Genomic DNA, 24,181 nt, shown 5'->3' with positions numbered 1-24,181 from the left:
TCACTTGTAGAGTTTGATTTCGGAATTCGGCACGGGCTCGATCAGGCCCGCGAACTCGACGTCGAGGCGCGCGCCGCCGCTGAAATCGGCCTTCATCGTCATGAAGAATTTGCCGATGCCCACGGCATCCATGGAGCCGCACGAGGCCGGTCCCACGGGCGCCGTGCGGCAGTCGACCAGCACCACGTTGAGGATGCGCCGGTTGTTGCGGCCCGGATGGGCTGCCGAGGGCGCCTGGAACGTGGGGCCGCTGGTCTGGTTGTACGGCGAAGGCGGCGTACTGGCAGGAAAGCTTGCGCCGGGGCTGACGGGGTAGCTGGCCGTGTCGAAGTAGTTCGCCTTGGCGGTGCTGTACATGGGATTGGCATTGGCGTCCGCGAAGCTGTAGGCCGTGCCGGCCTTGGCCGGGGTGGCCCCGTTGCTTTGGTAGGCGGGGCCGTAGGACCACAGCACGCCGTAGCCGGCGAACTGCGCCTGGGCCGCCGTCACGGGCGTCGTGAAGGTCGGCGGCAGGCGGTAGTTCGGCTTGTTGCCGGACAGGCTGACCGATTGCTGGCTGGGCAAGGTGCTGGCGCCCGGTTCCATCCAGCCGGTGGGCGGCGAGTTGGCGGCGCTGGCGACGCAGGGCGATCCGCCGCCCTTGCATGGATATTCCTTGATGTTGGTATCGGGCGGCGCCGTGGCGGGGTCGCACACGGAAGGCGAGGAATAATCGTCGAAGCGCGAATTGAGGGCGGCTGCGATCTTGCCGGCGCTCAAGCCCGTGTTCGTGTAGACCTTGCCCGAGCCGCTGCTGACGACGGCGCTGCTGCCCGTGCACATGAACGGCGCGGTGGAATTGGCGCTGGAATGCGAAGCGTCGCAGGAGCCAGGGGGCGCGTCGACGGGGTTGATCAGGTAGGGATCGGACGAGCCGCCCAGCGGATTGAGGCCGAACAGGTTGTAGGTGACGCCGCGGCGAAAGCCGAATTCCAGCAGTTCCGTCAGGCCCGTGCCGGCCGGCGCGGCCGGATACGTGTATTGCGCCGTCTTGTTGGCCGGATCGACGGCGCACACGCCGATCGGCGTGACGTCGTTGACGAAGCGGCCTGCCACCGCCACGCCCGAGGTGCTGGTGCTGGCGATGCCGGCGATGCCCATCAGGTAGGTGGCGAAGGTCTTGCTGCCCGTGTCGACGCGGATGAAGGTCTGGCCCTGGGGGCTGGTGCGGGCGCTGGCGCCCGACGACCATGGCCCGTCCGGGCTGGGGCCGAAGCTGATGTTGGCGGCCGTGATGGTCAGGGTGGTGGAAAAATCGTAGCGGTTCTTTTGCGCGATGGCGATGGCCTTCGTCTGCGCGTTGTCGATGCCGGTGGCGCTTTGATTGAGTTCCACGGCGCCTGCCAGCGCCGAGCTGTCGGCGCCGTTCTGCAGCTCCGTCTTGGCGATGTACAGGTGGCCCAGGTCCAGCACCAGGCCGCCCATGGCAAACAGTACCACCAGGGTGAGCCCCAGCACGATGGCGATCGCGCCCTGCTGCTTGTCGTGCCTGCGGAATGCGGTGTTCATGGCTGTCTCCTGGTGGCCTGGGGGAAGTGCATCGCGGGACTGGCGCCTACTGGCGTCCGCCCACGCCGATGGTGAACACATTCGGTTGCGGGTCCGGCGCCGCAAACGATTTCTGGTAGCGCTGGTAGGCGCTGGCGCCGGCCTTGCCGTCGATGCCGCTGACGGGGTTGGTATTGCGGTAGGCGTCCGGATACATGATCTGCTGGGCCTTGAGCAGGGCCACCGATTCGCCGAAGTGCGAATCGAGCACGGGCGTGGTGGTGGCGGTGCAGCCGGCCAGCAGCGACAGCAACGACAGCAGGGCGGCGCAAGGCAGGCAATGAGCGGTTTTCATGGTGTTCTCCTATTTGAGGTCGAAGCCGGCTGCAGGCTGGGGCGCGGCCGCTTGCGGCTGCATGGGGGCTGCTGGCGCTGCGGGGGCGGGCGCAGGGGCGCTGCCTTCCATTTTTCCCTGCATGAACATGTCGCCGCGCGTCGGCTGGATGTAGCCGTCGGTGGGCAGCTTGTAGTCGGCCGGCAGCGGTTTGACCAGGTGCGGCGTGATGATGAAGACCAGTTCCGAACGGTCCGTCTGGAAGTCCGTGCTGCGGAACAGGGCGCCCAGCACGGGCACTTCGCCCAAGCCTGGCAAGGCCTTGATATTGCTGGTCACGTTGTTCTTGATCAAGCCGCCGATGGCGAAGCTCTGGCCGTCGAACAGCTGCACCGTGGTGGTGGCGCGCCGCGTCGTAAACGAAGGCAGGACGGCGGTGGCCGAGATGCCGGTGGCGGTGATGCCGATGCCGTCCTTGTTCAGGTCCGACACTTCCGGCGCCACCTTCAGGTTGATGCGTCCCCCTTCGAGCACGGTGGGCGTGAATTTCACGGCCACGCCGAATTCCTTCTCTTCCAGCGTGATGGTGGGCACGCCGCCATTGTTGGTCTGGCTGACGGGGATGAAGATTTTGCCTCCGGCCAGGAAGCTCGCCTCCTGCCCGCTGATGGCCATGATGTTCGGTTCGGCCAGAACCTTGATCAGGCCATCGCGTTTTTGCGCGTCGAGGTTGAAGAAGTTGTTCTTGCTGGCGCCGCTCAAGCCGCTGGGATTGTTGCTGAGCAGGCTGGACAGCAGGGAATACGACCAACTGCCGATGGTCTTGTTGATGCCCAGGCTGGCGCCCAGCTGGTCGACCAGCACCTTCGACACTTCGGCCACCTTCACTTCCAGCATCACCTGCTGCGGCGCGGCGATCGACAGCAGGTTGATCACGCGCGGCATGCCGGCATCGGGCGCAGGGGCTGGAGCGGCGGCGCCTGCGGCCGGCGCTGCGCCGGAGGTGGCGCCGCCGCTGCGGGTGCTGCGCTGCACATAGGCGTTGGCCAGCGACAGGGCCTGGTCGGCCTTGACGACATCGCTGACCATGCCCGACAGGATCAGGGTGTCGCCCGCCACCGTGACGTGGATCTTTTCGTTCGGCAGCAGCTCGGCCATGCGTGCCTGCAGGCTGCTGCTGTCGATGCCGACGGCCAGGTCGATGATGGTGGCGTCATTGCTCTTGTTCCACAAGATCAGGTTGGTGGTGCCGACGGAGCGCCCCAGCAGGTACACCTCGGTGGGGTTGAGCAGGATCACGTCGGCGATGCGCGGATCGCCGACGGACATGCGGCTGGCGGCGAACGGCAGGCGCACCAGGGTCGACTTGCCTTCGGCCAGACTCATTTGCGGCGCCATCTCGGTGCGGCCGGCGCGCGATTCGCTTTGCGGCGGCGTGGACTTGGGACGGACGGCGGCCCGGCTGCTCCTGGCGGCGCCCGTTTCGGCAGCGGCGGCGGTAGCGGCCGTGGCGGCGACTGGCTCGGCGTGCGCCCGGGGCGCCAGGGCGCCGATGGCGGCGATGGCAAGCGCCAGGCGCAGGCCCCGGATGCCGCTTGCTGTGCGATATGTACTCATGGCTAGGCTCCTCTGGTGCAGGTTAGAATTGTTGGGAGCTGCGTTCCAGCCCCTTGATGACATCGACGCGTGGACCGGCCTGTGGCGCAGCTGCGGCAGGACGGCGGCGGGGGAGCGGCTTGGCTTGCACCATGGCGGCGGGGGCTGCCATGGCGACTTTTTCATCGAGCAAACTGGACTTGGTGGCGCCTTCCGTGTTGACGGGCTTGTCCTCGACCTGGTTGCGCAGCACCAGCGACAGGGTGCCCACGCTGCGGGCCAGGTCGAGTTTTTCCGCCTGCTCCGGCGTCAGCTCCAGGGTCACGGCGTTGACCACCTTGGGCTTGGTGTCGTCGCGGCTCGATTCCTGGGCGATGGCCAGCACGAGGATGCGTTCGAGCACGATCTTGGAAATGTTCGGATCGCGGTCCGGCGTCTTGCGCGCCCCTTCGCCCTGGGTGTTGACGAGGATGTCGACGAAGTTGCCGGGCAGGGCGAAGCCGGCCACGCCCACCACATCGTTGACGCGCACGGTCATGGCGCGCTTGCCCTCGGCGACGACGGCCGACAGGCCGCCTTGCGTGCCGGGAGGCGCCAGCTTGCCTTCCATGATCGGTTCGCCGTGCTGGATGCTGGTGCGCGTGACGCGCGTTTCCAGCAGTTTCGGATCGTTGACGGCGCCCGGCGGCAGCGCGTTCGATGGCCAGTCCACCATGCGGACCATGTCGGGCGTGAGGCGCGCGCCCAGGCTGATGTCGACCTGGGCCACTGCCACCTTGTTGATGTTGCCCGAGGCTTGGGCATTGATCCAGCGCGCGGCCACGATGACCGCGGCGAACGCCAGGATGACCGCAATGGCCATCATCGTCAGAGCGCGTGCGTTTCTCATTTTGCTTCCCCTTTGTGCTGGACCGCTGCCGGTCCGTTATGTGTGCTTGCAAGGTCGTCATCGCTGCCGAAATAGTTTTTCCATGCCCACAGCAGCACTTCCGGATTCAGCTGCGCCGCGTGGTCTTCATAGCGCGCCTGGTCGCACACCTGCGCCAGGATGTCGCGCGGATAGCAGGCCAGCAAGGGCCGCTGGTACTGGCTGTGCAGGTGCAGCAGGTAGGTATAGGAGGCTTCGTCGAAATTGATGCCCAGCTGGGCGCAGGTGCTGCGGAACACGGCCAGGTAGTGGTAGGCGCTCAGGGGGCCCACGTGGATCTTGTAGCCGATGCGGCGCAGGAAGGAGTCGTCGGCCAGGTGCTGCGGCGCCAGGTTCGACGAGAACACGACGATGACGTCGAAGGGCACGGGGAATTTGTAGCCCGTGTGCAGCGACAGGTAATCGATATGCCGCGCCATCGGCACGATCCAGCGGTTCATCAGTTCCACGGGCGAGCAGCGCTGGCGGCCCAGGTCGTCGATGATGAAGATGCCGTTGTTGGCCTTCAGGTGCGGCGGCGCCTGGTACAGGCGGTTACCCTGGTCGAATTGCAGGTCCAGCATGTCGAGCGTCAGCTCGCCGCCCGTCAGCACGGCGGGACGCTCGGCGCGCACCCAGCGCGGGTCGGGCGGCACGGAGCCGCCGTGCGACAGGGTGTGCAGCATGGGGTCGAGGAAGGGCAGCACTTCGCCGTCGACCATCACGGCATGGGGCAGGGCGATGGCGCCGCTGAGCAGGCCGTTCAGGCGCTCGGCCAGATAGCTCTTGCCGCTGCCGGCGGGGCCGTGGAAGAACAGGGCGCGCCCGGAATTCATGGCCGCGCCCAGCTGGTCGAGCACGGCCGAACTGGCCACCACGTCGCGAAATTCGCGCTGCACGTCGTCGCGGGTGACCTGCATGTCCGCCACGCTTTGCGCCAGCACCTGGTTGCTGTAGTCGGCCAGGGTGACGGGGGCGGGACCGCTGTAGGCATTGCGGCGCATGTATTCGGCGGCGCGCAGGCGGCCCTGATCGCCCAGCAGGTAATACAGGTCGGCGTCGGTGCCGCTGCCGCCGTTGCGGCGTGCCTCGCACAGCTTTTCGGCGCGCATGAAGGTCAGCAGCGGTTCGAGCACGCCAGCGCCCAGTTTCACGTGCGTCGACAGGGCGGGCAGGCCGATCTGGCCGCGCAGGAAGAGTATCTTGACCAGCAGTTCGACCAGGAACAGGAAGGGCAATCCCGTTTCCTCGACCGTGCGTGGCGCGCGCTTGGCCGCCGGCTCGATGCCGCCGCCGTCGCTGCGTTCTGGATAGGTGTCAGGCATGATAGGTACTCCTCTTGCTTGGGTGGCCGGTTATCAGAAGATGAAGGGCAGCAGGCGGTACTTCACCTGCCGCATGTAGACGCGGTAGCGCACGTCGGTGGACAGGAAGCGCTCTTCGCGCAGCAAACGCGCCACCAGCATCAGCATGGCCAGCACGTACACGACGCCGTTCACGGGCGAGGTATTGGCCAGCAGGTAGCCGCTCAAGGAAATCAGGTAGCTGGCATACAGCGGATGGCGCACCACGCGGTAGGCGCCGCCCGTCTTGATCTCCCGCTGCGCCGCCACCAGGCCGAAGCTGCGGTTCAGCGACAGCAGGCCGGCGATCTGCAGCAGGCTGCCGAGGGCCAGCAGGTAGCGCGCGCCGGGCCAGATGGCCATGTCGGCGGGCGAGAGCAGGAAGGGGGCGAAGGTGGCGCCGATGGCCAGCAGCCAGTCGCCCGCATCGGTGGAGACGCTGACGGGGGCCGAGCGCACGATGAAGAACAGGGCGGCGAGGGTTTCGGCGGCGCAGAACAGCAAATAGCTCCAGTCGCCGCCGTGCAGGTAGCCCACCACGTGGGCACTGGCGAAGAAAGTCCACAGGCAAGCCATGGCGATGCTGGTGAACAGGCTGGCGTGGCGCGAGTGGCAGAGGGTGGCGAGGGTGTGCATGGTCGGGTCCTGTGGTGGCTGGTCGTCGGAGCGGCGCGTTTCAGCGCAGGCTCCACAGATGGTGGTATTGCAGGAACACTTGCAGCGCGGTGCCGCTGGCAATGGCGAAGGCGTAGGCCAGCTTGCCGGTGGCTGGCGGCGGTTCGGCGATCGTGGCGGCGCCGCCGGCAAGGCTGTGCAGCAGCGCGCCCAGCATCATGTGATAGGTGTTGCGCAGCACCAGGCGCAGGCGGCGGCCCGCCAGCGCGGCGGCCAGGGCCAGCACGCCGCCGCACAGGAAGGTCAGCAGGGCCGCTTCCAGCACCGCATCGGGGCCGAGGAAGGCGCCGCACATGGCCATCAATTTGACGTCGCCGGCGCCGAGGGCGCGCAGCAGGTACATGGGCAGCAGCAGGGCCAGTCCGGCGCCAGCGCCGGCCAGCGCCTGCAGCAGGCCCAGGCCGCCGAAGGAGGCGTCGAACAGGCCGGCGCCGGATGGCACGAAGCTGTTCAGGATCAGCCCCGCCAGCGTGCCCCACAGCACCAGCAGGTTGGGGATGCGGCGCGTGCGCAGGTCGTGCCACAGCGCGGCGGCGAGCAGGGTGGCCAGCACGGCCAGGCACAGCAGCATGGGCAGGCGGGCGCTCATGATGTCAGTCCTCCCTTGCTCAGGCAGGGCGCCGTGGCCAGGTTCATGGCGGGGGCTGCGGCCTGGCTGCCCAGCATGCGTCCCACCAGGTGCCACACCAGCGCCGCGCCGGCCGCACCCACATAACCGTCGAGCGCATAGTGCCAGCCCAGGTGGATGGAGCCGAGCAGGATCAGCACGGCGAAGGCGGACAGGGCGAGCCCGGCGGCGCGGCTCACTTTCCAGCCCATGATCGCCATCAGCACGGCCGTGGCCACATGCATGCTGGGCATGGCGGAGATGCCCAGTTCGCCATTCGTGCCCTTGCTTTGATAGCCTTGCCACAGCATGTCCTGCACTTGCAGGGCCCAGACGGGGACGTGCTGGTTGGCCTCATGCAGGTAGGCCATCAGCGGCGCATACGGGTCGCTGGCGTGCAGGTGGCCGTAGTAGCAGGGGCCGACCGAGGCAAACAGTACGGCCAGGATGCTGCCCAGGGCGATCCAGGTCAGCGCAAAGCTGAGCAGGAACTGCATGCGCAACAGGGGCCGGCGGGTATCGAGGATGAGCCAGTACAGGATGGCGTAGAACAGGAAGAACCAGAAGTGGTAACTGAAGTTGAGCAGGCCCGTGATGAGCGGGTGGCCCAGCAGTGGCTGCAGCCTTTCCCATGGGGCCTTGCCGCCATGCAGCGCCATGTCCCAGGCGGACAGGCTGGCATCCCAGGTGTACGGATGCAGGCGGGGGATGGCGGCCTTGAAGACGGTGAAGCTGGAGGCGAATATGGGGATCAGCAGCATGGCCGGCAGCGCGTGCAGCAGGCGCTCGTTGCTCAGGTAGCGGCGCAGATCGTGGTACAGATAGTGGCACAGGCGGTGCGGGCGTTTCACCACCATGACATGGATGGTGTAGCCGCACAGGATGAAGACGGGGCCCGTGAGGATGGCCACGAGGAAGCCGGCCAGTACGTTGAGGGTGTCCGAGGCGCTGGGCAGGCCGCCGGCCAGCAGTGCCGCGGCGGCGGCATACAGCAGCACGATCAGCAGCAGGGCGCGGTGGGTGCGCAGCGAGGCGCGCAGGGTATTCATGACAGGGCCAGGACCACTTGGTCCTTGACGTAGACAAACAGCAGCTTGACCTGGTCACCGAGCAGGGTGATCGTGATCACCAGCACTGCCGCGATCAGGCCCGCCAGCAGCGCGTACTCGATCGCCGTGACGGCGGACTCGTCGGATAAACGGCTGAAGAGAGTTTTCACGATGGGCCTCTGATAGGTGAGCAGGGGGAAACTTGCCTGTGGCGTTGACCTGGCGGTAACCGGACTGGCGACGTGCCAGCCCGGAGTACCGTGTTCAGGCGGCAGCGGTATTGGCGGAGGTGAGCTTGGTGCCGATGGTGCTGAACGTTTTTTTCAGCTGCGTGCCGACGATGGTGACGGCAGCGATGATCACTACGGCAATCAGGGCAGCGATCAGGCCATACTCGATTGCGGTGACGCCATCTTCTTCGCGGATAAAGTTTTTGATGAGGTTCATGACAACTCCTGGTGGTGGTTAAGGTACAGCGGTGGGTAAAACGGCATGGCAGCGTTGCTTCCTGGCGCACTCATGGACTTTCGCCCAGTGCCAGCAGTCCGATGATGCAGACCACCGCCATGAGGGCCGCCACAAGTGCATAGCGGTAGAACGCAGCCTTTTCCTTGCCCTGTAAATAGGTGATCAGGGCTGTCGGAAGAAACTTGTCAAAGCGCATGCTGTGCTCCGTGTTGTGGTGGGCCGCGCGGTGATTTGCACTCCGGTAAATCCACTATAGAAGTCGGCACCTTGATCTACATCAGAAGAACATCCTTTTATTGCGAGGAGGAACTGCTTGTTTTTTCCGTGACAATTGTCATGGTCGAGTTTGGCGCGCAGGGGCGAAGGGAGGCCATGCCGGTGGCTGGCGCAGGGAGGTGGCGGGGAAGGGCGTGCGCGGCCGTGCAGTGGCCGTGCGGGGGAACGGCGTCAGGCGCCGGGCGGCAATTGGCCCAGCTGGTGCTTGGTGGCGTAGGCGTACAGTTCCAGGCGGTTGTACACGCCCAGCTTGCGGTAGATTGACGTCAGGTGATTGCGCAAGGTGTGTTCGGAGATGAACAGCTGGTCCGCCAGCAGCTTGGCCGGCGTGCCGCTGCCGTGCACCAGCGCGGCGATGATCTTTCTTTCCTTGAGGGTCAGGCTGGCGACGGCGATGGCTTGCGCCGACCCGCCGCCGGGCTGGGTCAGCTGCGTGAGCATGCGTCCCAGCATCGCGTGTTCCAGCCACAGTTCGCCCTGGTACACCTTTTCGATGGCTTTCAAGACCATTTCCGCCGGCGCATCCTTGCTGACGATGCCGCGCGCGCCTTTCAGTACCGTCTGGTCCAGGATGGCCTGGTCGTGGCTGGCCGTCAGCACCAGCACGCGCGTGCTGCCGCATTGCGCCAGCGCGGGCAGGATGGCCAGCGAGCTGATGCCGCCCAGGTCCAGGTCCAGCACGATCACATCCGGTTGCAGCGCCTTCGCCTGTTCCAGCGCCTCGGCGCTGTCGGACGCCGTGGCGACCACGCGCATGCCCGAGTGCTCGCCGCCGATCAGCCGCTCCAGGCCCCACAGCATGGTCTTGTGATCGTCCACCAGCATGACGCTGATGACATGGCCGGCCGGAGGGATGTGGCGTAAGTCATTCATATGGGGATCTCGATCTGCACGGAGGTGTTGCCCAGCATGCCATGCGTGACGCGGGCGGTGCCGCCCAGGGCGGCGGCGCGCTCGGCCAGCGAGTCGGGCAGGAAGTCGGGGACGTGCGCGGCGGCGCATTCGTTGTCGATGCTGATGTGCAGCGCGCCCTGCACGCAAGTCAGCTTGACGGCGCCGTGGCGCGCCGACGTATGCTTGCGGATATTGCTCATGCCTTCGTTGACGATCTGGAACACTTCGGCCGCCAGGCGGTCGTTGATGTGCAGGTCGCCTTCGATATGCAGGGCGATGTCGATGCCATAGAATTCGCGGATCTGCGTGGCCTGGCGGCGCAGCGCGACCAGCAGTTCCGGCTCGCTTTGCACTTGCCCATTCTTGAACGTGCGCGCATAGCTGCGCAGGTCGGTGATCACCTGGCCCGACATGATGATCAGCTTTTCCAGCTCGGGCAGCAGCGGGTTGCCCGGCGTGGCTTCGTTGCGCAGGGCGGCCAGGCCATGGCGCAAGCCGATATACGGCTGCACGGCCGTGTCATGCAAGTCGCGCGCGATCTTTTCGCGCTCGCGCGAGGCCGCCTGCGATGCCAGACGGTCGAGCAGATCGATGTTTTCAATGACGGGGAACGCCTGCGCGCCGATATGGCTTAGAAACAGGGCGTCCGTCTTGCTCATGCTGGTGGCGGACACGATGAAGATGCGGCCCTTGCCATTGCGCAAGGGCAGCGGCGCGCTGATGAAGGCGTGCGCTTCGAGCAGTTCGGCCAGGCGGCCGCCCGCCGCGTCGTCGTGCCGCAGCCAGCGCCCGCTGTCGGGCTCGAGCATGCGCGCGCCGCCTGACCATGGCAGCCAGCGGCCGGCGGGCTGGTTGTACAGGGCGATCTTGTCGTACGGGAAAGCGAGCAGGGGACTGGCCGCATCGTCGCTGAGGATCGAACTCGTATGCACGACGCCCGTGCCCGTATGAATCACGCTGCGCAGCGACCAGACCCGCGTGCCCTTGTCCTGCATGATCAGCAGGCAACTGCGGCCGTTGAAATAACTGCGGGTTTTTTCCAGCACCGAGGTGATGGTCTGGTCGACGCCGAAGCGCGGATTGGACAGCTGGCTGACATCGCGCAGCAGCGCCAGGTGGCTGCGCTGGGTGATGGCCGAGCCGCCCCAGTAGGCGATCATGTAGCCGAGCGCCAGCAGGAAGGTGGTGCGCAACAGCAGGCGCGACAGTTCCGCATCCGTTTCGCCGAACAGGGCGGTGGCGGCAAACAGGCCGGCCGAGGCCAGGGTGACGCGCGCACCTTCTTCGAAGCCCCGCTGGAACGACGAGGTCAGGATGGCAAAGAAAAAGAACAGGAAGAATAAATTGTTGTGGCTGCTGGTGGAAAACACGATCAGCGCATACCAGGCCACGTCCAGCCAGTACAGCAAGATATCCTGCGGCAGGCTGAGGCCCAGCAGGGTCAGCAAATAGAGCAGCAGGCTGTGCATGGTGTAGGCGGAAAAGATCAGCCAGGTGATCTTGCTCAGCTTGCCGGCGCTTTCGGGGTCGATGAACAGGGTCAGCAAGGTGGCGCTCGACAGCAGCAGGCGCATGCCGTTCACCATGGTCGTATCCATGCCGGCACCCGGCAAGCCGGATATGAGGGGAGGATCGAGATTCACAAGCGCTCCTGGCCATGTCCCGCATGGGTGGGCCATGCGCAGGGATAGATACCACAGATAAATTCTTGTTATTGTTGCTGCAATCAGTGACGAGTCTACGCACACGCCGTAAAGATGTCTACTGGAATCATTTGCCCTGCGTTGCTTTTTTTATAGCGGCTGCGCCATCACGCGGTTGCGCCCGGCGCCCTTGGCCTGGTACAGGGCGCGGTCGGCGGCGCCGATCAGGGCGGAGATGGCCAGCGGCTGCTGCGGGTACTGCGTGGCGATGCCGATGCTGACCGTGATGTGCTTGACTTCATTGCCCGTCTTGGCATGCGGAATGCGCAGGTCGGCCGCATGCTGGCGGATCGCCTCGGCCATGCGCAGCGCCTGCGCCGCGTCCGTATCGGGCAGGATGGCGGCAAACTCTTCGCCGCCATAGCGGGCCAGCAAGTCGGTGGGGCGCTGCAGCATGGCGGCCAGCTCGGCCGCCACGCGGATCAGGCAATCATCGCCCTGCTGATGGCCGTAATGGTCGTTGTAATCCTTGAAATGGTCGATGTCGATCATCAGCAGCGACAGCGGGCTGCTGGTGCGCATGGCGCGCCGCACTTCCTTCTCGATCGCCACGTCGAAGTGGCGGCGGTTGGCGATGCCCGTCAAGCCGTCGGAAAAGGTTTGCGAACGCAAGACCATGGTCTGTTCGCGCAGCAGCTTTTCGCGTCCCACGGCGATGGTGACGTCATTGATCTGGATCAGGCAGTGGCGCGGCGAATCGGGTAAATTGATCGGTGTGACGGCGATGGCTTGCTGCATGCGTTCCTCGGCGTCGTTGCCGCCCGTGGCCGCGCCATGCGTGTACAGCGCAAACGGCGCCTTGTGCAGGGTTTGCGAAAGCAGCGACTGGAAATTGTCGCGCAGGGCCTGGGTGATGGCCGAATCGATGCGCTTGTGCCGCATTTCCGGGAAGACGGCGAAGAAATCCTGGCCCAGCACGGCGTCGGCCTGGCGGGCAGAGTGGCGCGCCATCCAGCTGTTCCACAGCACGATGCGGTGCTCTTCATCGAGCACGATGGCGCCCAGGTTTACGGCGCCGAGTATGCTCTCGAGCAGGGCGAGTCGATGCAATGCATCCGGCATGATCGTCACGCCTGTCCCAGGACCTTGGCCAGGTAGCGGCTGACCTGCTGTTTCAGGTCGTGCAGGGCGGACAGGTCGAGCACGAAGGCCACATAGCCATGGATCTGGTGCTTGGACAGCACGAAGTCGATATGCAGCATCAGCACGACGGCTTCGTCATCCTGGCCGCCGAACGAGGACAGGATTTCCGCGCTGGTGCCCACGTGGTACAGGGGCAGCGAGCCATGCAGTTCGCTGTCGAACAGGTTGGCCAGGGTCCCGACGCAGGAGTTGAGGATGATGTTGCCGATCTCGCTCATCGCCTCCTGTTCCATCTCCGTCAGTTCCTGCAGCGGCATGGCGTCGCCCACCATCAGGCGCACGATTTCCAGGCTCTTGTCCTCGGGAAACATCAGGATGGCTTCGGTAGCGAAAGCGCCATCGTAATGCTGGCTGACGCCGCAGATGCGTTCTCCATCCTTCTTGCTGCCCAGTAAGGCGGCCGCGTCGGCACGGTTCAGGAAGGTGATCGACGGCACCGACATGGTGACTTCTTCATTCACGATCTCGCTCATGGCCGCCGCCGCATGGCCCACCCCGATGTTGAATATCTCTACCAGGGCATCATTCTCGAGTTCGGAAAGATTGACCATGCTCACAGTCCCAGTGATTCGATCAGCTGGTGGATGCGCGTTTCCGTGATCGGTTTTTCCATGAAGCCGACGCCCAGTTCGCTGGCGCGGTTGCGGGTGGCGTTCTGCACATTGGCCGTGACGAGAATGATGTGCGTCTGCGGACACAGCGCGCGCAATTGTTCCGCCGCCGCGATGCCGCCCATGCCGGGCATGTTGACATCCAGTAGTATCAGCACAGGGGTGGCGGTCTTGACTTTCTCCAGGGCTTCCTCACCCGTCGCCGCCTCAATCACTTGCCAGTCGGCATGTTTGCTGAGGATGAACTGATGCGACATCAAACGTGAAACCCGGCTGTCATCGACAACAAGTACCTGTTTACTGTGATTCATGTGCTATTCCTGAAACGTCATATCGGTCAATCGTGCCATTTTCGCATATTTTAAAGGGCATAGAGTGTAAATGGACGCGCAATTGCCTTAGGGCAAGGTTTTCGCGCCTGCCTGTTGTATCGCGGCGCCTTGTCGGTCATGATGGCCGGCTGGCCGGGCTGGCAATCCGTTAAAATAGCGCCATTCCTCACTTTAGCCTGAATGCCATGACCCAAGACGAATTGAAGCAAGCCGTAGCCCGCGCCGCCATCGACTACGTAGTAAAAGGTGAAATCATCGGCGTCGGCACCGGTTCCACCGCCAATTTCTTCATCGATGAACTGGCCAAGATCAAGGACAGCATCAAAGGCACGGTTGCGTCGTCCGAAGCGACGGCCGCGCGCCTGGCCGGCCATGGCATTCCCGTCTTCGACTTGAACGATGTCGAGTCGATCGCCGTCTACATCGACGGCGCCGATGAAATCACGGCCAGCGGCGCCATGATCAAGGGCGGCGGCGCGGCATTGACGCGTGAAAAGATCGTTGCTTCCGTATCCAAACAGTTCGTCTGCATCGCCGACGGCTCCAAGCTTGTGGAAACCCTGGGCGCCTTCCCGCTGCCGGTGGAAGTGGTGCCGATGGCGCGCGCGGCCGTCTCGCGCCAGCTGGCCGCGCTGGGCGGCACGCCCCGCCTGCGCCTGAAGGCAGGGACTACCGAAGCGTTCATTACGGATAACGGCGGCGAGATCATCGACGTGCTGGGCTTGAAAATTGCCGACCCGGTGGCGCTGGAACAGCAGATCAACCAGATCGTCGGCGTCATCGCCGTCGGCCTGTTCGCCGTGCGCGGCGCCAACGTCTGCTTGCTGGGCATGCCGGAAGGCGTGCGTACCCTGGCGTACTAAGATGATAGCCGGCGTTCGCCGGCATAGATGTTTTAAACGGCGGCCCCTTGCGGGCCGCTTGTCATGTGTGCCTGGCGGTACACGGCCACGGTGCGCAGCAAGCCGCCGAGGAAGATGCCGCTGAAGCAGCCATAGGCGAGGCAGACAGGTACGATGAAGCTGGCCGCATGGACATAGGCGGGGGCGACGGCCAGGGTCACGGCGACTGCATATTTCATGCAGAAAATGCTCATCATCAAGATCATGGGTACCCAGCTGCCGGGGCGCTGCACGCTGCCCCGCTGGGGAATGGCCACGATGGTGTCTGTCTTGGTCAGCGACCATGCCAGCGCCGCGCCGGCCAGGGCGCCGGCGACCCAGGCGAACGGCGCCACGCCGGCCAAGCCGAAACTGCCATGCACGCCGCTCAGCGACAGGGCCAGCATGACGAGCGGAATGATGCACAGCTTGCGCAAGCTCACTTCGCGGGCTCGGCTGGCCAGCACGCCGCGGTAGACGAGAAAGCCCAGGATGGCCCAGACGTAGAGGGGAGTGTGGCTGAAGATTTGCTGCAACATGGTGTCCGCCTTGGTGTGAGGTTGTCGATGGACGTACTGTGCCAGCCGGCGGCGTGGGCGGCGAGCGGCTTGCGACGAAACGGGGCGGCGGTGCCGTGAAACGGCGGGGAAAGGCGTGAAACGAAGGTGAAACTGCCCGTGACGTGGTCACGGGCAAGCGATACAGCTTATTCCGTAGGTGGAACGTAACCCATGGCCGCATCGGCGCCATCGCCGAAGAAATGCTTTTCCATCTGCGTGGCCAGGTATTTGCGGGCGCGCGCGTCGGCCAGGTTCAGGCGGTTTTCATTGACCAGCATGGTCTGGTGCTTGAGCCAGGCAGCCCACGCTTCCTTCGACACGGATTCGTAAATCTTCTTGCCCAGTTCGCCCGGGTACGGCGGGAAATCCAGTCCTTCGGCTTCCTTGTTGAGTTTGATGCAGTGGATCGTGCGGGCCATCTGTGCTCCTGAATCAGTGTAGAGATAAAGCGTGATTATAAGGCACTTTGCGCCTGCCCTCGCGGGGCCGTCGCGGCCTGGCGACAAGCCGTTTGCCGCGCCCTTGCGCTGGATCAAATTTGATCTGCGCCGCCCTAGCTAGTAAGATGCCTTATCGCGCCAGCCGCTGGCGGCGCCTCTTCCAACCAAGTAGTAGCAATTAACCAATATGGAATCCCTATGACCTCAGTGAAAGTCCATGGCATCGATGTCAGCAATACAGGCAGCTTTGCGCTGTTTGGCGGCATCAACGTGCTCGAATCGCGCGATCTCGCCATGCGCGCTTGCGAAGAATACGTGCGCGTCACGCAAAAACTGGGCATTCCATATGTGTTCAAGGCCAGTTTCGACAAGGCCAACCGTTCATCGATCCATTCCTACCGCGGTCCGGGCCTGGAAGAAGGCATGCGCATCTTCCAGGACGTGAAGGCGGCGTTCGGCGTGCCCGTGATTACCGACGTGCATGAACCATGGCAGGCGCAGCAGGTGGCCGAAGTGGTGGACGTGCTGCAATTGCCCGCCTTCCTCGCGCGCCAGACGGACCTCGTCGTGGCCCTGGCGAAAACCGGTAAAGTCATCAACATCAAGAAGCCGCAATTCCTCAGCCCTGGCCAGATGGCCAATATCGTCGAGAAATTCAAGGAAGCGGGCAACGATCAATTGATCCTGTGCGACCGCGGCACCTGCCTCGGCTACGACAACCTGGTGGTCGACATGCTGGGCTTTGGCGTCATGAAAAAGACCTGCGACGACTTGCCGATCATCTTCGACGTCACGCATGCGCTGCAGCAGCGCGACCCCGGTGGCGCTGCCTCGGGCGGCCGCCGCCAGCAAGTGGCGGACCTGGCCCGCGCCGGCCTGGCTGTCGGCATCGCCGGTCTGTTCCTGGAAGCCCATCCCGACCCTGACAACGCCCGCTGCGACGGCCCCAGCGCCTTGCCGCTGGACCAGCTGGAGCCGTTCCTGGCGCAATTGAAGGCGCTCGACGACCTGGTCAAGTCGTTTGCCCCGCTGAACATCAAGTAATGATGTTTCAGTAAAGAAAAAGCCCGGCATGCCGGGCTTTTTCAGTTTTACAGTGTCTTGATCAGCACTTGGGATTTACGTTGCCAGTTATACATATGCTGGCGGTCCTTCGGCAAATCGTCGACTGTGGCCGGCACGAAGCCCCGTTTCTTGAACCAGTGCGAGGTGCGCGTGGTCAGCACGAACAGCTTGTTCAGGCCAGCGGCGCGCGCGCGGTTTTCCATGTGTTTCAGGATGCGTTCGCCGTCGCCCTGGGCTTGCACTTCCGGGTTCACCGTCAAACATGCCATTTCTGCCATCTTTTGCGCGGGGAACGGGTACAGGGCGGCGCAGCCGAAGATCACGCCGTCATGCTCGATGACGGAGAAATAATCGATTTCGCGCTCGATCAGCTCGCGGCCCCGCTTGACCAAAGTGCCGTCCGCTTCCAGCGGCTCGATCAGTTTGATGATGCCGCCCACGTCTTCGATGGTGGCCTGGCGCAAGCTTTCCAGGTTTTCATGGCTGATCATGGTGCCCACGCCATCATGGGTAAACAATTCCAGCAGGGCGGAACCATCCATCGAGAACGGCACGATGTGCGAGCGCTCGACGCCGTTGTGGCATGCTTTGACGCAATGTTTTAAGTAAAACGCCGTGGCGTCGGGCAAGAAGCCGGCCATCAGCACGGCTTCGGCCTGGTGCGACGACAGTTCGCGGATTTCCACGCCCGTCGCGTCTTCCATCATCGGTGTTTCCGTGATGAAAATCAGCTTGTCCGCGTGCAGGGCGATGGCGGCGCTGCAGGCCACGTCTTCCATGGTCAGGTTGAACGCTTCACCCGTCGGCGAAAAGCCCAGCGGCGACAGCAGCACCAGGCCGTCCGAACCGAGGATGGAATGGATGGTTTCGGCGTCGACCTTGCGCGTGATGCCCGTCAGTTCCAGGTCCACGCCATCGATCACGCCCAGCGGGCGCGCCGTGATGAAGTTGCCGGAAATGATACGGATGGCCGCATGCGACATGGGCGTGTTCGGCAAGCCCTGGCTGAACGCGGCCTCGATATCGAGGCGCAGCTCGCCGGCGGCTTCCTTCGCGCATTCCAGCGCGGCAATATCCGTGATGCGCACGCCGTTGTGGAAGCGGCCTTCGACGTTACGCAAGGCCAGTTGTTCCGCCACCTGCGGCCGCGAGCCGTAGACGACGGTGACATTGATGTCCAGCGCATGCAGCAGGGACAAATCATGGGCCAGCACCTGCAGCGCCCCGGCGCTGACGAGTTCACCGGGGAAGGCGACCACGAAGGTCTTGCCGCGAAAGGCGTGGATGTAGGGCGCGACTGAGCGCAGCCATTGGACGAATTGGGTAGGGTTTTCCATTAAGCGCATTATAATTCGCTGCGCGATGTGCGCGCTTAAAATACCTGTAAAAAACAATGTCTTCAGCCAGCAATAAGTCTTCCCCTCCTTCCACCGTTGCAAATGTGCCCGCCAGCGGGGATGTTTCCGCGCCTGCGGCCACGCCTGCGCAGGGCCGCCCACGCCCGCCCGTGAGCCAGCAAAGGCAGCAGCCTCCGCGCGCGGAACAGCAGAAACAGCAACAGCAGCAGCGATCGGGAGAGGGCAAACCCCAGGCCGCGCGTCCGCCGCGCGAGGGGCAGGAAAGCCGCGAAGCCCGCGATGCGGCCCGCGCCGCGCGTGAAGCGGAAAAGGCTTTCCGCAACCCGCTGCCACCGATCACGTATCCGGAAGACTTGCCCGTCTCGGGCCGGCGCGCAGAAATCGCCAAGGCCTTGATGGAAAACCAGGTGATCATCGTCTCGGGCGAGACGGGTTCCGGCAAGACGACCCAATTGCCGAAGATTTGCCTGGAACTGGGACGCGGACAGAAGGGCTTGATCGGCCACACGCAGCCGCGCCGTATCGCCGCCTCGTCGACGGCCAAGCGCATCGCGCAGGAACTGGGCACGCCGCTGGGCGAAACCGTGGGTTTCAAGGTGCGCTTTGCCGACACCTTGACGAAGGGCGCGTCCGTCAAGCTGATGACGGACGGTATCTTGCTGGCCGAGACGCAGACCGACCCGTTGTTGAAAAATTACGACACCATCATCATCGATGAAGCGCACGAACGCAGCCTGAACATCGACTTCCTGCTCGGTTACCTGAAACAGCTGCTGCCGCGCCGGCCCGACCTGAAAATCATCATCACCTCGGCGACCATCGATGCGGAACGCTTCGCGCGCCATTTCGGCACGCCGGAAAAGCTGGCGCCCGTGATCGAAGTGTCGGGCCGTCTGTACCAGGTGGAAGTGCGCTACCGCCCCGTGGAGCGGGAGCAGGTGGCCATGCCGGGTGCCGGCGCGGGTAGTAGCGGCGCCGACAAGCCGGGCCAGAGGACGGCTGCCGCGCGCGAAAAGCGCGATTTGATGGATGCCGTCGTTGATGGCGTGGAAGAGCTGTGCCGCATCGGTTCGGGCGACGTGCTGGTGTTCTTGCCGGGCGAGCGCGAAATCCGCGACTGCGCCGAAGCGTTGCGCAAGCACCACCCGCCGCATGTGGAAATTTTGCCCCTGTTTGCCCGCCTGTCGGCCGAAGAGCAGGAGCGCGTGTTTAAAACCAGCAATGCGCGCCGCATCGTGCTGGCCACCAACGTGGCGGAAACGTCGCTGACGGTGCCCGGCATCCGCTACGTGGTCGACGCGGGCCTGGCGCGGGTGAAGCGCTACAGCTACCGCAACAAGGTCGAGCAGTTGCAGGTTGAGCCGATCGCCCAGTCCGCCGCCAACCAGCGCGCCGGGCGTTGCGGCCGCGTGGCCGACGGCGTCTGCATCCGCCTGTACGAAGAGCAGGATTATTTGCTGCGCCCGAAATTCACGGAACCGGAAATCCTGCGCTCCTCCTTGGCGGCCGTCATCCTGCGCATGAAGTCATTGCACCTGACGGACGTGGAAACCTTCCCTTTCATCGAGCCGCCGCTGGCGCGCGCGGTGGCCGACGGCTACCAGCTGCTGCAGGAGCTGGGCGCCGTCGATGAAGTCAATAAACTCACGCCGCTGGGCAACAAGCTGGCCAAGCTGCCGCTGGACCCGCGCGTGGGCCGCATGATCCTCGCCGCGCTCGACAACGCCTGCCTGACGGAAGTGCTGATCGTCGCCTCGGCCCTGTCCGTGCAAGACCCGCGCGACCGCCCGATGGAGCATCAGCAGGCGGCCGACGAGGCACACAAGAAGTTTGCCGACGAAAAATCGGAGTTCCTCAGCTATCTGAAAATCTGGCGCTGGTTCGAAGCCGCCATCGAGCACAAGAAAACCAACCGCCAACTGCAAGACAATTGCCGCACGAATTTCCTGTCGCAGATGCGCTTGCGCGAATGGCGCGACGTGCACTCGCAGTTGTTGACCATCGTCAAGGAACAGGGCTGGCGCCTGAACGAAGCACCGGCCACCTATGATAATCTGCACATGGCCTTGCTGACTGGCTTGCTGGGCAATATCGGCTTCAAGGGCGAGGACGAGCCGGGCGCGGGCTACCTGGGCGCGCGCTGCATCAAGTTCCATATCTGGCCTGGTTCCTCGCTGCTGAAAAAGCCGGGCAAGTGGATCATGGCGGCCGAGCTGGTCGACACGACGCGTTTGTACGCGCGCTGCGTGGCGCAGATCCAGCCCGAATGGCTGGAAAAGGTGGGCGAGCACCTGCTGAAGAAATCGTGGGGCGAGCCGCGCTGGGAAAAACGCTCGGCGCAGGTGACGGCGTCCGAACGGGCGACCCTGTATGGCCTGGTGGTGTACAGCCAGCGCCGCATCAATTACGGCAATTTCAACTTGCCGGAAGCGCGCGAAATCTTCATCCGCGACGCCCTCGTGGGCGGCGACTTCGACACGCGCGCGCCGTTCTTTGCGCACAACCATAAACTGATCAAGGACATCGAAAACCTCGAGCACAAATCGCGCCGCCTGGACGTGCTGGTCGACGATGAACTGATCGCCGCCTTCTACGACAAATTGCTGCCGGCGGACGTGTGCAATGGCGCCGGTTTCGAGAAATGGCATAAAGAGGCCATACGCGAGAATCCGAAGCTGCTGTACCTGAACCGCGAAGAGCTGATGCGCCACGAGGCGGCCGGCGTGACCACCGACCTGTTCCCGAAAACCATGTCCGTGACGGGCCTGGAAATGGGCCTCACATACCATTTCGAGCCGGGCAGCGTGCGCGATGGCGTGACATTGTCGGTACCCCTGTATGCCTTGAACCAGTTGCCGCGCGAACGCTGCGAATGGCTGGTGCCGGGCATGCTGAAGGAAAAAGTGCATCTGCTGCTCAAATCGCTGCCGCAAAAGCTGCGCCGCCACTGCGTGCCGCTGCCCGATTACGCGGCGAAGTTCTGCGAGCGCGTGCATACAGCGGGCGTGTTCGGCCGCGGCGACCTGGTCGACGCCATCATCCTCGACATCCGCACGCAGATCACGATCAATGTGCTGACGACGGATTTCAAGCCGGAAACCTTGCCTGCCCATCACTTTATGAATTTCAAGGTGATCGATGAGCACGGCCGCCAGCTGGACATGGGCCGCAACCTGGCCACTTTGCAGGCGGAATTCGGCGGCCAGGCGCGCCAGAGTTTCCAGAAACTGGCCGAAGTGTCGGGCGTGTCCGGCACGGGTACGCCCGGTGCCAAGGTGGCGGGCGCGCAAGTGGCGTCGCGGCTGCAAGCGCAAGCGCAAGCGCAGGGTGCCAGCGCGGCGGCAGGCAAGGGCGGCGCGCAGGCCAAGGGCGCAGCCGCTGCTGCGGCGCCGGCCTCAGGCAATGCCACCGTCTCGCAGCACATGGGCTTGACGGGCTGGACCTTTGGCGAATTGCCGGAGTTGCTCGAAATCGTGCAAGGCAAGCTGACCCTGATCGGCTTCCCCGCGCTGGTCGACAAGGGCACGCATTGCGACCTGGAAGTGTTCGACGACCCGACGGTGGCCGCCCGCACGCACAAGGTGGGGTTGCGCCGCCTGTTCGCGCTGCAAATGAAGGAACAGATCAAGTACGTCGAGAAAAGCATCCCCGGTTTGCAGCAGATGGGCATGCAATTCATGGCCCTCGGTTCGCAGGAAGAGTTGCGCGAGCAAATCATCAACAAGGCGCTCGATATTGCTTGCCTGCAAGATCCGCTGCCGCTGGACGCCGCCTCGTTCGCCAAGCGCCAGGCGGAAGGCAAGTCGCGCCTGGTCTTGCTGGTCAATGAAATCGCCCGTTTGCTGTCGCAAGTACTGACGGAATTCCACGGCTTGCCCAAGCGCCTGCAGAATATTCCTGCGGCGGCGGCCACCGATATCCAGTCGCAGTTGCAGGGACTCGTGCATAAGCGTTTCCTGACGGAAAACGAGTACACGCAGCTGGCGCACTTCCCCCGTTACTTAAAAGCGATCAACGTGCGCCTGGAAAAGCTGCGCGCCGACCCAGCGCGCGACACCAAGTTGATGGCCGAGTGGCAATCGGCGGCCGCGCCGTATTTGCGCCAGGCCAAGGACCGCCAGGCTGGCAAGAACACGGACCCGAAACTGGTCGACTTCCGCTGGATGCTGGAAGAGCTGCGCGTGTCGCTGTTCGCGCAAGAATTGCGCACGCCGATGCCTGTTTCGGCCAAGCGCCTGCAAAAGGTATGGGAGTCGATGCAGCGCTAGGTTTTTTGCCCCCGGCCCACGCGTAGGCTGCATGACGCGGTTTTACCGCTAGTCCGGCTGGCGTTGATCCTGCTCATCATCGCCGAGCGATGAGCGCGAGCCACCCTGGCTGCTGCCCGTGCCGGCGCGGCTGCCGCTCATGGAGGTGCCGGACATGCTGCCTTCGCTGCCCGATTGCAGGCTGGCGCTGCCGCGCAGGTCGCTGCCCGATGGCATGCGGCTGCCTGCCATGGCGCCGCTGCCGTAGCGCGTGCCGCTGCCATAGAAGGCTTCCATCTGCTGGTTCCACGCTTCGCTGCCCATGTCGGGCCAGTTGTTCTTGTCGAAGCCGGGTGCGTCTTTCAGCAAGTCTTTGTCCACGTTGAGCAGGAAGCGCTTGTTGACGGTGTCCAGGGTCAGGCGTTCCCAGGGCACGGCAAACAGCTTGTCGCCCATGCCCAGGATGCCGCCGAAGGACAGCACGGCATAGGCGATCTGGCCCGTGCGCATGTCGAGCATGATTTCCTTGATGTCGCCCAGCTCCTCGTCGTTGTGATTGTAGACATCGTCGCCGAGCAGGGTATCTGCCCCCATCAGTGCCGGCCCCGGGCCGTCGTGGTTGCGGTACATGCCCAGGATGTCGCGGTCCAGATAGCTCATGGTGTTCTCTCCTCTGGTGAAGTGCGGATCGAACATCCAGATTAAGCATGCGCACGAGGTCGCGCTTGATCTGCCTCAATCGTGCCAGCGGCACTTTTATCCGTGTGCAAACGTACGGTGTTGCCAGACAATTGCGGTACTCTATGCATTCTACGGAGGAGGCCGCACATGCTGACGATGCAACGATGCAGTGGGATGAACTTGCGGTACGCTCCACCACGCCATGCGCGCCGCTTGCCATGGTAAAGCCCGCCACCAAATGGCTGCGCGGGCTGCTGCGCGCCGGTAAGGCGCAGCAGCGCACGGCCAGCAAGCTGGCCAAGGTGCTGTTCGGGCCCGTGCCGGCCAAGCCCACGCCTAAACCTAAACCCCGCGGCAAGCCCGTGGCCAAGAGCCGGCCGACGCCGCGCGCCAGGCCCGCCAGCGACGCCATGCCCTCGCTGGCGCCCTTCGCCACGCCCCTGTCGCCACCGCGCGTGCGCAAGCGAACGGCGCCCCCGCCGGGCAAGTGGCTGGCCGCCCACTATGCGCCGTTGCCAGAACTGGGGCAGTTGCCGGGCCGGCGCCTGCCATATTTCCTGTACCTGCCCGAGAAGGCGCCGAGCGCCTCCATGCGCAGCCGGGGCCGGCCGCTGCTGGTGATGCTGCACGGCTGCGAGCAGAGCGCCACGCAGTTTGCCGAGGGCACGCGCATGAACCGCCTGGCCGAGCGCAAGGGCTATGCCGTGCTGTATCCGCAGCAATCGCTGCGCTCGCATGCGCGCCGCTGCTGGAAGTGGTACGACAAGCTGACGCAGGATGGCGGCGGCGACGTGCGCCTGATCGTCGGCGCCATCGAGCAGGTGGCAGCCCGCTATGCGATTGACCGCGCGCGCATCTATATCTGCGGCATTTCCGCCGGCGCCGGCATGGCGCATATCGTGGCCCTGAACCATCCGCAGCTGTTTGCCGCGCTGGGCCTGCATTCCGGGCCCGTGTTTGGCGCCGGGCATAACCTGATCGGCGCGTTGGGCGTGATGCAGCATGGCGCGGCCGCCCGCGCCGACGCGGCCATCGATGAAGTGCTGGCGCGCCAGCCCGCGTTTCCCCGCCTGCCCACCATCCTGCTGCAAGGGCTGGCTGACAAGGTGGTGCGGCCCATCAACCAGACGCAGCTGGTGCGCCAGAGCGTGCGCGTCAACCGCTTGCCGGTCGATACCGTGGTGACGGCGCAGCGCCTGCCTGGCGGCGCGGCGGGCGGGCGCAATCCGGCCCATGCGTATGGGCTGCACGATTATCAGGTGGACAAGCAGGTGCTGCTGCGCGTGGCGCAGGTCGAGCACCTCGAGCACGCCTGGAGCGGCGGCGACGCCAGCCTGCCGTTCAACGACAAGGCCAAGCCCGACGCCAGCAAGATGCTGCTCGATTTCTTCGCCAGCCACCGCCGCCGATAAGCCGCCGTGCCGCGCGCCGCAATGGTGCGCAGGCACTGGTACGCATCGCTTTCCTTTCTCCCGCAGGACCGC

At 64.3% G+C, this 24,181-nt stretch carries 24 protein-coding genes; 4 read left to right on the top strand and 20 right to left on the bottom strand.

Going from position 1 to position 24,181, the window contains the following annotated elements:
• The 16 genes from O0881_RS10050 to O0881_RS09975 all read right to left on the bottom strand — a co-directional run bounded on the left by O0881_RS10050 (position 1) and on the right by O0881_RS09975 (position 13,444).
• Positions 1-1,548, bottom strand: coding sequence for a Tad domain-containing protein (locus O0881_RS10050; protein ID WP_289911137.1), 1,548 nt, complete (start codon positions 1,546-1,548; stop codon positions 1-3).
• 46 nt (positions 1,549-1,594) lie between these two features.
• The gene (locus tag O0881_RS10045) at positions 1,595-1,882 is read right to left on the bottom strand and encodes a pilus assembly protein (protein WP_289903962.1); all 288 of its coding nucleotides are present in this window, start codon (positions 1,880-1,882) and stop codon (positions 1,595-1,597) included.
• 9 nt (positions 1,883-1,891) lie between these two features.
• Entirely contained in the window at positions 1,892-3,478 is a 1,587-nt protein-coding gene (locus O0881_RS10040) for a type II and III secretion system protein family protein (RefSeq protein ID WP_251350347.1), read from the bottom strand.
• Positions 3,479-3,500: 22 nt separating this feature from the next.
• The gene (gene cpaB, locus O0881_RS10035; RefSeq protein ID WP_289903963.1) at positions 3,501-4,346 is read right to left on the bottom strand and encodes a Flp pilus assembly protein CpaB; all 846 of its coding nucleotides are present in this window, start codon (positions 4,344-4,346) and stop codon (positions 3,501-3,503) included.
• A complete protein-coding gene (locus O0881_RS10030; protein ID WP_180278711.1) occupies positions 4,343-5,689 on the bottom strand; it encodes an ATP-binding protein in 1,347 nt (448 codons plus the stop codon). The genes cpaB and O0881_RS10030 overlap by 4 nt, the downstream gene beginning before the upstream one ends.
• Before the next feature lie 33 nt (positions 5,690-5,722).
• Positions 5,723-6,343: a methyltransferase gene (locus O0881_RS10025; protein WP_289911135.1), complete on the bottom strand. Its 621-nt coding sequence runs from the start codon at positions 6,341-6,343 to the stop codon at positions 5,723-5,725.
• A 40-nt stretch (positions 6,344-6,383) separates the two neighbouring features.
• The gene (locus O0881_RS10020) at positions 6,384-6,971 is read right to left on the bottom strand and encodes an A24 family peptidase (RefSeq protein WP_251350349.1); all 588 of its coding nucleotides are present in this window, start codon (positions 6,969-6,971) and stop codon (positions 6,384-6,386) included.
• On the bottom strand, positions 6,968-8,038 hold the full coding sequence (locus O0881_RS10015; RefSeq protein WP_289911133.1) for a phosphatase PAP2 family protein: 1,071 nt from the start codon (positions 8,036-8,038) through the stop codon (positions 6,968-6,970). The genes O0881_RS10020 and O0881_RS10015 overlap by 4 nt, the downstream gene beginning before the upstream one ends.
• Positions 8,035-8,208: a Flp family type IVb pilin gene (locus tag O0881_RS10010; RefSeq protein ID WP_077407717.1), complete on the bottom strand. Its 174-nt coding sequence runs from the start codon at positions 8,206-8,208 to the stop codon at positions 8,035-8,037. Before O0881_RS10010 ends, O0881_RS10015 begins: the two co-directional genes overlap by 4 nt.
• Positions 8,209-8,302: 94 nt before the next feature.
• Positions 8,303-8,485, bottom strand: a complete 183-nt coding sequence (locus O0881_RS10005) for a Flp family type IVb pilin (RefSeq protein WP_035821247.1) — start codon at positions 8,483-8,485, stop codon at positions 8,303-8,305.
• Positions 8,486-8,555: 70 nt separating this feature from the next.
• Positions 8,556-8,702, bottom strand: a complete 147-nt coding sequence (locus tag O0881_RS10000) for a hypothetical protein (protein ID WP_158300249.1) — start codon at positions 8,700-8,702, stop codon at positions 8,556-8,558.
• A 251-nt stretch (positions 8,703-8,953) separates the two neighbouring features.
• Positions 8,954-9,655: a response regulator transcription factor gene (locus O0881_RS09995; protein WP_251350351.1), complete on the bottom strand. Its 702-nt coding sequence runs from the start codon at positions 9,653-9,655 to the stop codon at positions 8,954-8,956.
• Positions 9,652-11,319: a histidine kinase gene (locus tag O0881_RS09990; RefSeq protein ID WP_180278712.1), complete on the bottom strand. Its 1,668-nt coding sequence runs from the start codon at positions 11,317-11,319 to the stop codon at positions 9,652-9,654. Before O0881_RS09990 ends, O0881_RS09995 begins: the two co-directional genes overlap by 4 nt.
• Positions 11,320-11,469: 150 nt before the next feature.
• A complete protein-coding gene (locus tag O0881_RS09985) occupies positions 11,470-12,441 on the bottom strand; it encodes a diguanylate cyclase (protein WP_289911132.1) in 972 nt (323 codons plus the stop codon).
• A gap of 5 nt (positions 12,442-12,446) precedes the next feature.
• Positions 12,447-13,073, bottom strand: coding sequence for a chemotaxis protein CheC (locus O0881_RS09980; protein WP_034786994.1), 627 nt, complete (start codon positions 13,071-13,073; stop codon positions 12,447-12,449).
• A 2-nt stretch (positions 13,074-13,075) separates the two neighbouring features.
• Entirely contained in the window at positions 13,076-13,444 is a 369-nt protein-coding gene (locus O0881_RS09975; protein WP_077407710.1) for a response regulator, read from the bottom strand.
• A 206-nt stretch (positions 13,445-13,650) separates the two neighbouring features.
• Between O0881_RS09975 and rpiA the strand changes: the two genes are divergently transcribed.
• Entirely contained in the window at positions 13,651-14,328 is a 678-nt protein-coding gene (gene rpiA, locus O0881_RS09970; protein ID WP_077407708.1) for a ribose-5-phosphate isomerase RpiA, read from the top strand.
• Positions 14,329-14,360: 32 nt separating this feature from the next.
• Here the strand turns inward: rpiA and O0881_RS09965 are convergent, their stop codons facing one another.
• Both O0881_RS09965 and O0881_RS09960 read right to left on the bottom strand, forming a co-directional pair.
• A complete protein-coding gene (locus O0881_RS09965) occupies positions 14,361-14,930 on the bottom strand; it encodes a DUF6622 family protein (protein ID WP_354670212.1) in 570 nt (189 codons plus the stop codon).
• Positions 14,931-15,052: 122 nt separating this feature from the next.
• Complete coding sequence (locus O0881_RS09960) at positions 15,053-15,325, bottom strand: oxidative damage protection protein (protein WP_034750797.1); 273 nt, start codon at positions 15,323-15,325, stop codon at positions 15,053-15,055.
• A gap of 219 nt (positions 15,326-15,544) precedes the next feature.
• Between O0881_RS09960 and kdsA the strand changes: the two genes are divergently transcribed.
• Positions 15,545-16,390 (top strand): 3-deoxy-8-phosphooctulonate synthase, encoded by an 846-nt coding sequence (gene kdsA / locus O0881_RS09955; protein ID WP_034750794.1) that lies wholly within the window; start codon positions 15,545-15,547, stop codon positions 16,388-16,390.
• Between the two features lie 47 nt (positions 16,391-16,437).
• Here the strand turns inward: kdsA and argA are convergent, their stop codons facing one another.
• Positions 16,438-17,748, bottom strand: a complete 1,311-nt coding sequence (gene argA / locus O0881_RS09950; RefSeq protein ID WP_046685875.1) for an amino-acid N-acetyltransferase — start codon at positions 17,746-17,748, stop codon at positions 16,438-16,440.
• A 56-nt stretch (positions 17,749-17,804) separates the two neighbouring features.
• On the opposite strand from argA, the gene hrpA reads away from it, so the two are divergent.
• Complete coding sequence (hrpA, locus tag O0881_RS09945) at positions 17,805-22,037, top strand: ATP-dependent RNA helicase HrpA (RefSeq protein WP_289911130.1); 4,233 nt, start codon at positions 17,805-17,807, stop codon at positions 22,035-22,037.
• Positions 22,038-22,085: 48 nt separating this feature from the next.
• Here hrpA and O0881_RS09940 read toward each other — a convergent pair whose 3' ends face one another.
• Positions 22,086-22,676: a PRC-barrel domain-containing protein gene (locus O0881_RS09940; protein WP_289911129.1), complete on the bottom strand. Its 591-nt coding sequence runs from the start codon at positions 22,674-22,676 to the stop codon at positions 22,086-22,088.
• 239 nt (positions 22,677-22,915) lie between these two features.
• Between O0881_RS09940 and O0881_RS09935 the strand changes: the two genes are divergently transcribed.
• On the top strand, positions 22,916-24,109 hold the full coding sequence (locus O0881_RS09935) for a PHB depolymerase family esterase (RefSeq protein ID WP_289911128.1): 1,194 nt from the start codon (positions 22,916-22,918) through the stop codon (positions 24,107-24,109).
• Positions 24,110-24,181: the final 72 nt, after the last annotated feature.

Source organism: Janthinobacterium sp. SUN100 (genome assembly GCF_030397705.1).
GTDB classification, from domain to species: Bacteria; Pseudomonadota; Gammaproteobacteria; order Burkholderiales; family Burkholderiaceae_D; genus Janthinobacterium; species Janthinobacterium kumbetense.
The sequence above is the reverse complement of the archived record's forward strand: the minus strand, read 5'-3'. Positions and strand labels throughout refer to the sequence as shown.

Coding starts and splice junctions, on each gene's coding strand:
- O0881_RS10050 (WP_289911137.1), bottom strand. CDS start 1,548: ATGAACACCGCATTCCGCAGGCACGACAAGCAGCAGGGCGCGATCGCC.
- O0881_RS10045 (WP_289903962.1), bottom strand. CDS start 1,882: ATGAAAACCGCTCATTGCCTGCCTTGCGCCGCCCTGCTGTCGTTGCTG.
- O0881_RS10040 (WP_251350347.1), bottom strand. CDS start 3,478: ATGAGTACATATCGCACAGCAAGCGGCATCCGGGGCCTGCGCCTGGCG.
- cpaB (WP_289903963.1), bottom strand. CDS start 4,346: ATGAGAAACGCACGCGCTCTGACGATGATGGCCATTGCGGTCATCCTG.
- O0881_RS10030 (WP_180278711.1), bottom strand. CDS start 5,689: ATGCCTGACACCTATCCAGAACGCAGCGACGGCGGCGGCATCGAGCCG.
- O0881_RS10025 (WP_289911135.1), bottom strand. CDS start 6,343: ATGCACACCCTCGCCACCCTCTGCCACTCGCGCCACGCCAGCCTGTTC.
- O0881_RS10020 (WP_251350349.1), bottom strand. CDS start 6,971: ATGAGCGCCCGCCTGCCCATGCTGCTGTGCCTGGCCGTGCTGGCCACC.
- O0881_RS10015 (WP_289911133.1), bottom strand. CDS start 8,038: ATGAATACCCTGCGCGCCTCGCTGCGCACCCACCGCGCCCTGCTGCTG.
- O0881_RS10005 (WP_035821247.1), bottom strand. CDS start 8,485: ATGAACCTCATCAAAAACTTTATCCGCGAAGAAGATGGCGTCACCGCA.
- O0881_RS10000 (WP_158300249.1), bottom strand. CDS start 8,702: ATGCGCTTTGACAAGTTTCTTCCGACAGCCCTGATCACCTATTTACAG.
- O0881_RS09995 (WP_251350351.1), bottom strand. CDS start 9,655: ATGAATGACTTACGCCACATCCCTCCGGCCGGCCATGTCATCAGCGTC.
- O0881_RS09985 (WP_289911132.1), bottom strand. CDS start 12,441: ATGCCGGATGCATTGCATCGACTCGCCCTGCTCGAGAGCATACTCGGC.
- O0881_RS09980 (WP_034786994.1), bottom strand. CDS start 13,073: ATGGTCAATCTTTCCGAACTCGAGAATGATGCCCTGGTAGAGATATTC.
- O0881_RS09975 (WP_077407710.1), bottom strand. CDS start 13,444: ATGAATCACAGTAAACAGGTACTTGTTGTCGATGACAGCCGGGTTTCA.
- rpiA (WP_077407708.1), top strand. CDS start 13,651: ATGACCCAAGACGAATTGAAGCAAGCCGTAGCCCGCGCCGCCATCGAC.
- O0881_RS09960 (WP_034750797.1), bottom strand. CDS start 15,325: ATGGCCCGCACGATCCACTGCATCAAACTCAACAAGGAAGCCGAAGGA.
- kdsA (WP_034750794.1), top strand. CDS start 15,545: ATGACCTCAGTGAAAGTCCATGGCATCGATGTCAGCAATACAGGCAGC.
- argA (WP_046685875.1), bottom strand. CDS start 17,748: ATGGAAAACCCTACCCAATTCGTCCAATGGCTGCGCTCAGTCGCGCCC.
- hrpA (WP_289911130.1), top strand. CDS start 17,805: ATGTCTTCAGCCAGCAATAAGTCTTCCCCTCCTTCCACCGTTGCAAAT.
- O0881_RS09940 (WP_289911129.1), bottom strand. CDS start 22,676: ATGAGCTATCTGGACCGCGACATCCTGGGCATGTACCGCAACCACGAC.
- O0881_RS09935 (WP_289911128.1), top strand. CDS start 22,916: ATGGTAAAGCCCGCCACCAAATGGCTGCGCGGGCTGCTGCGCGCCGGT.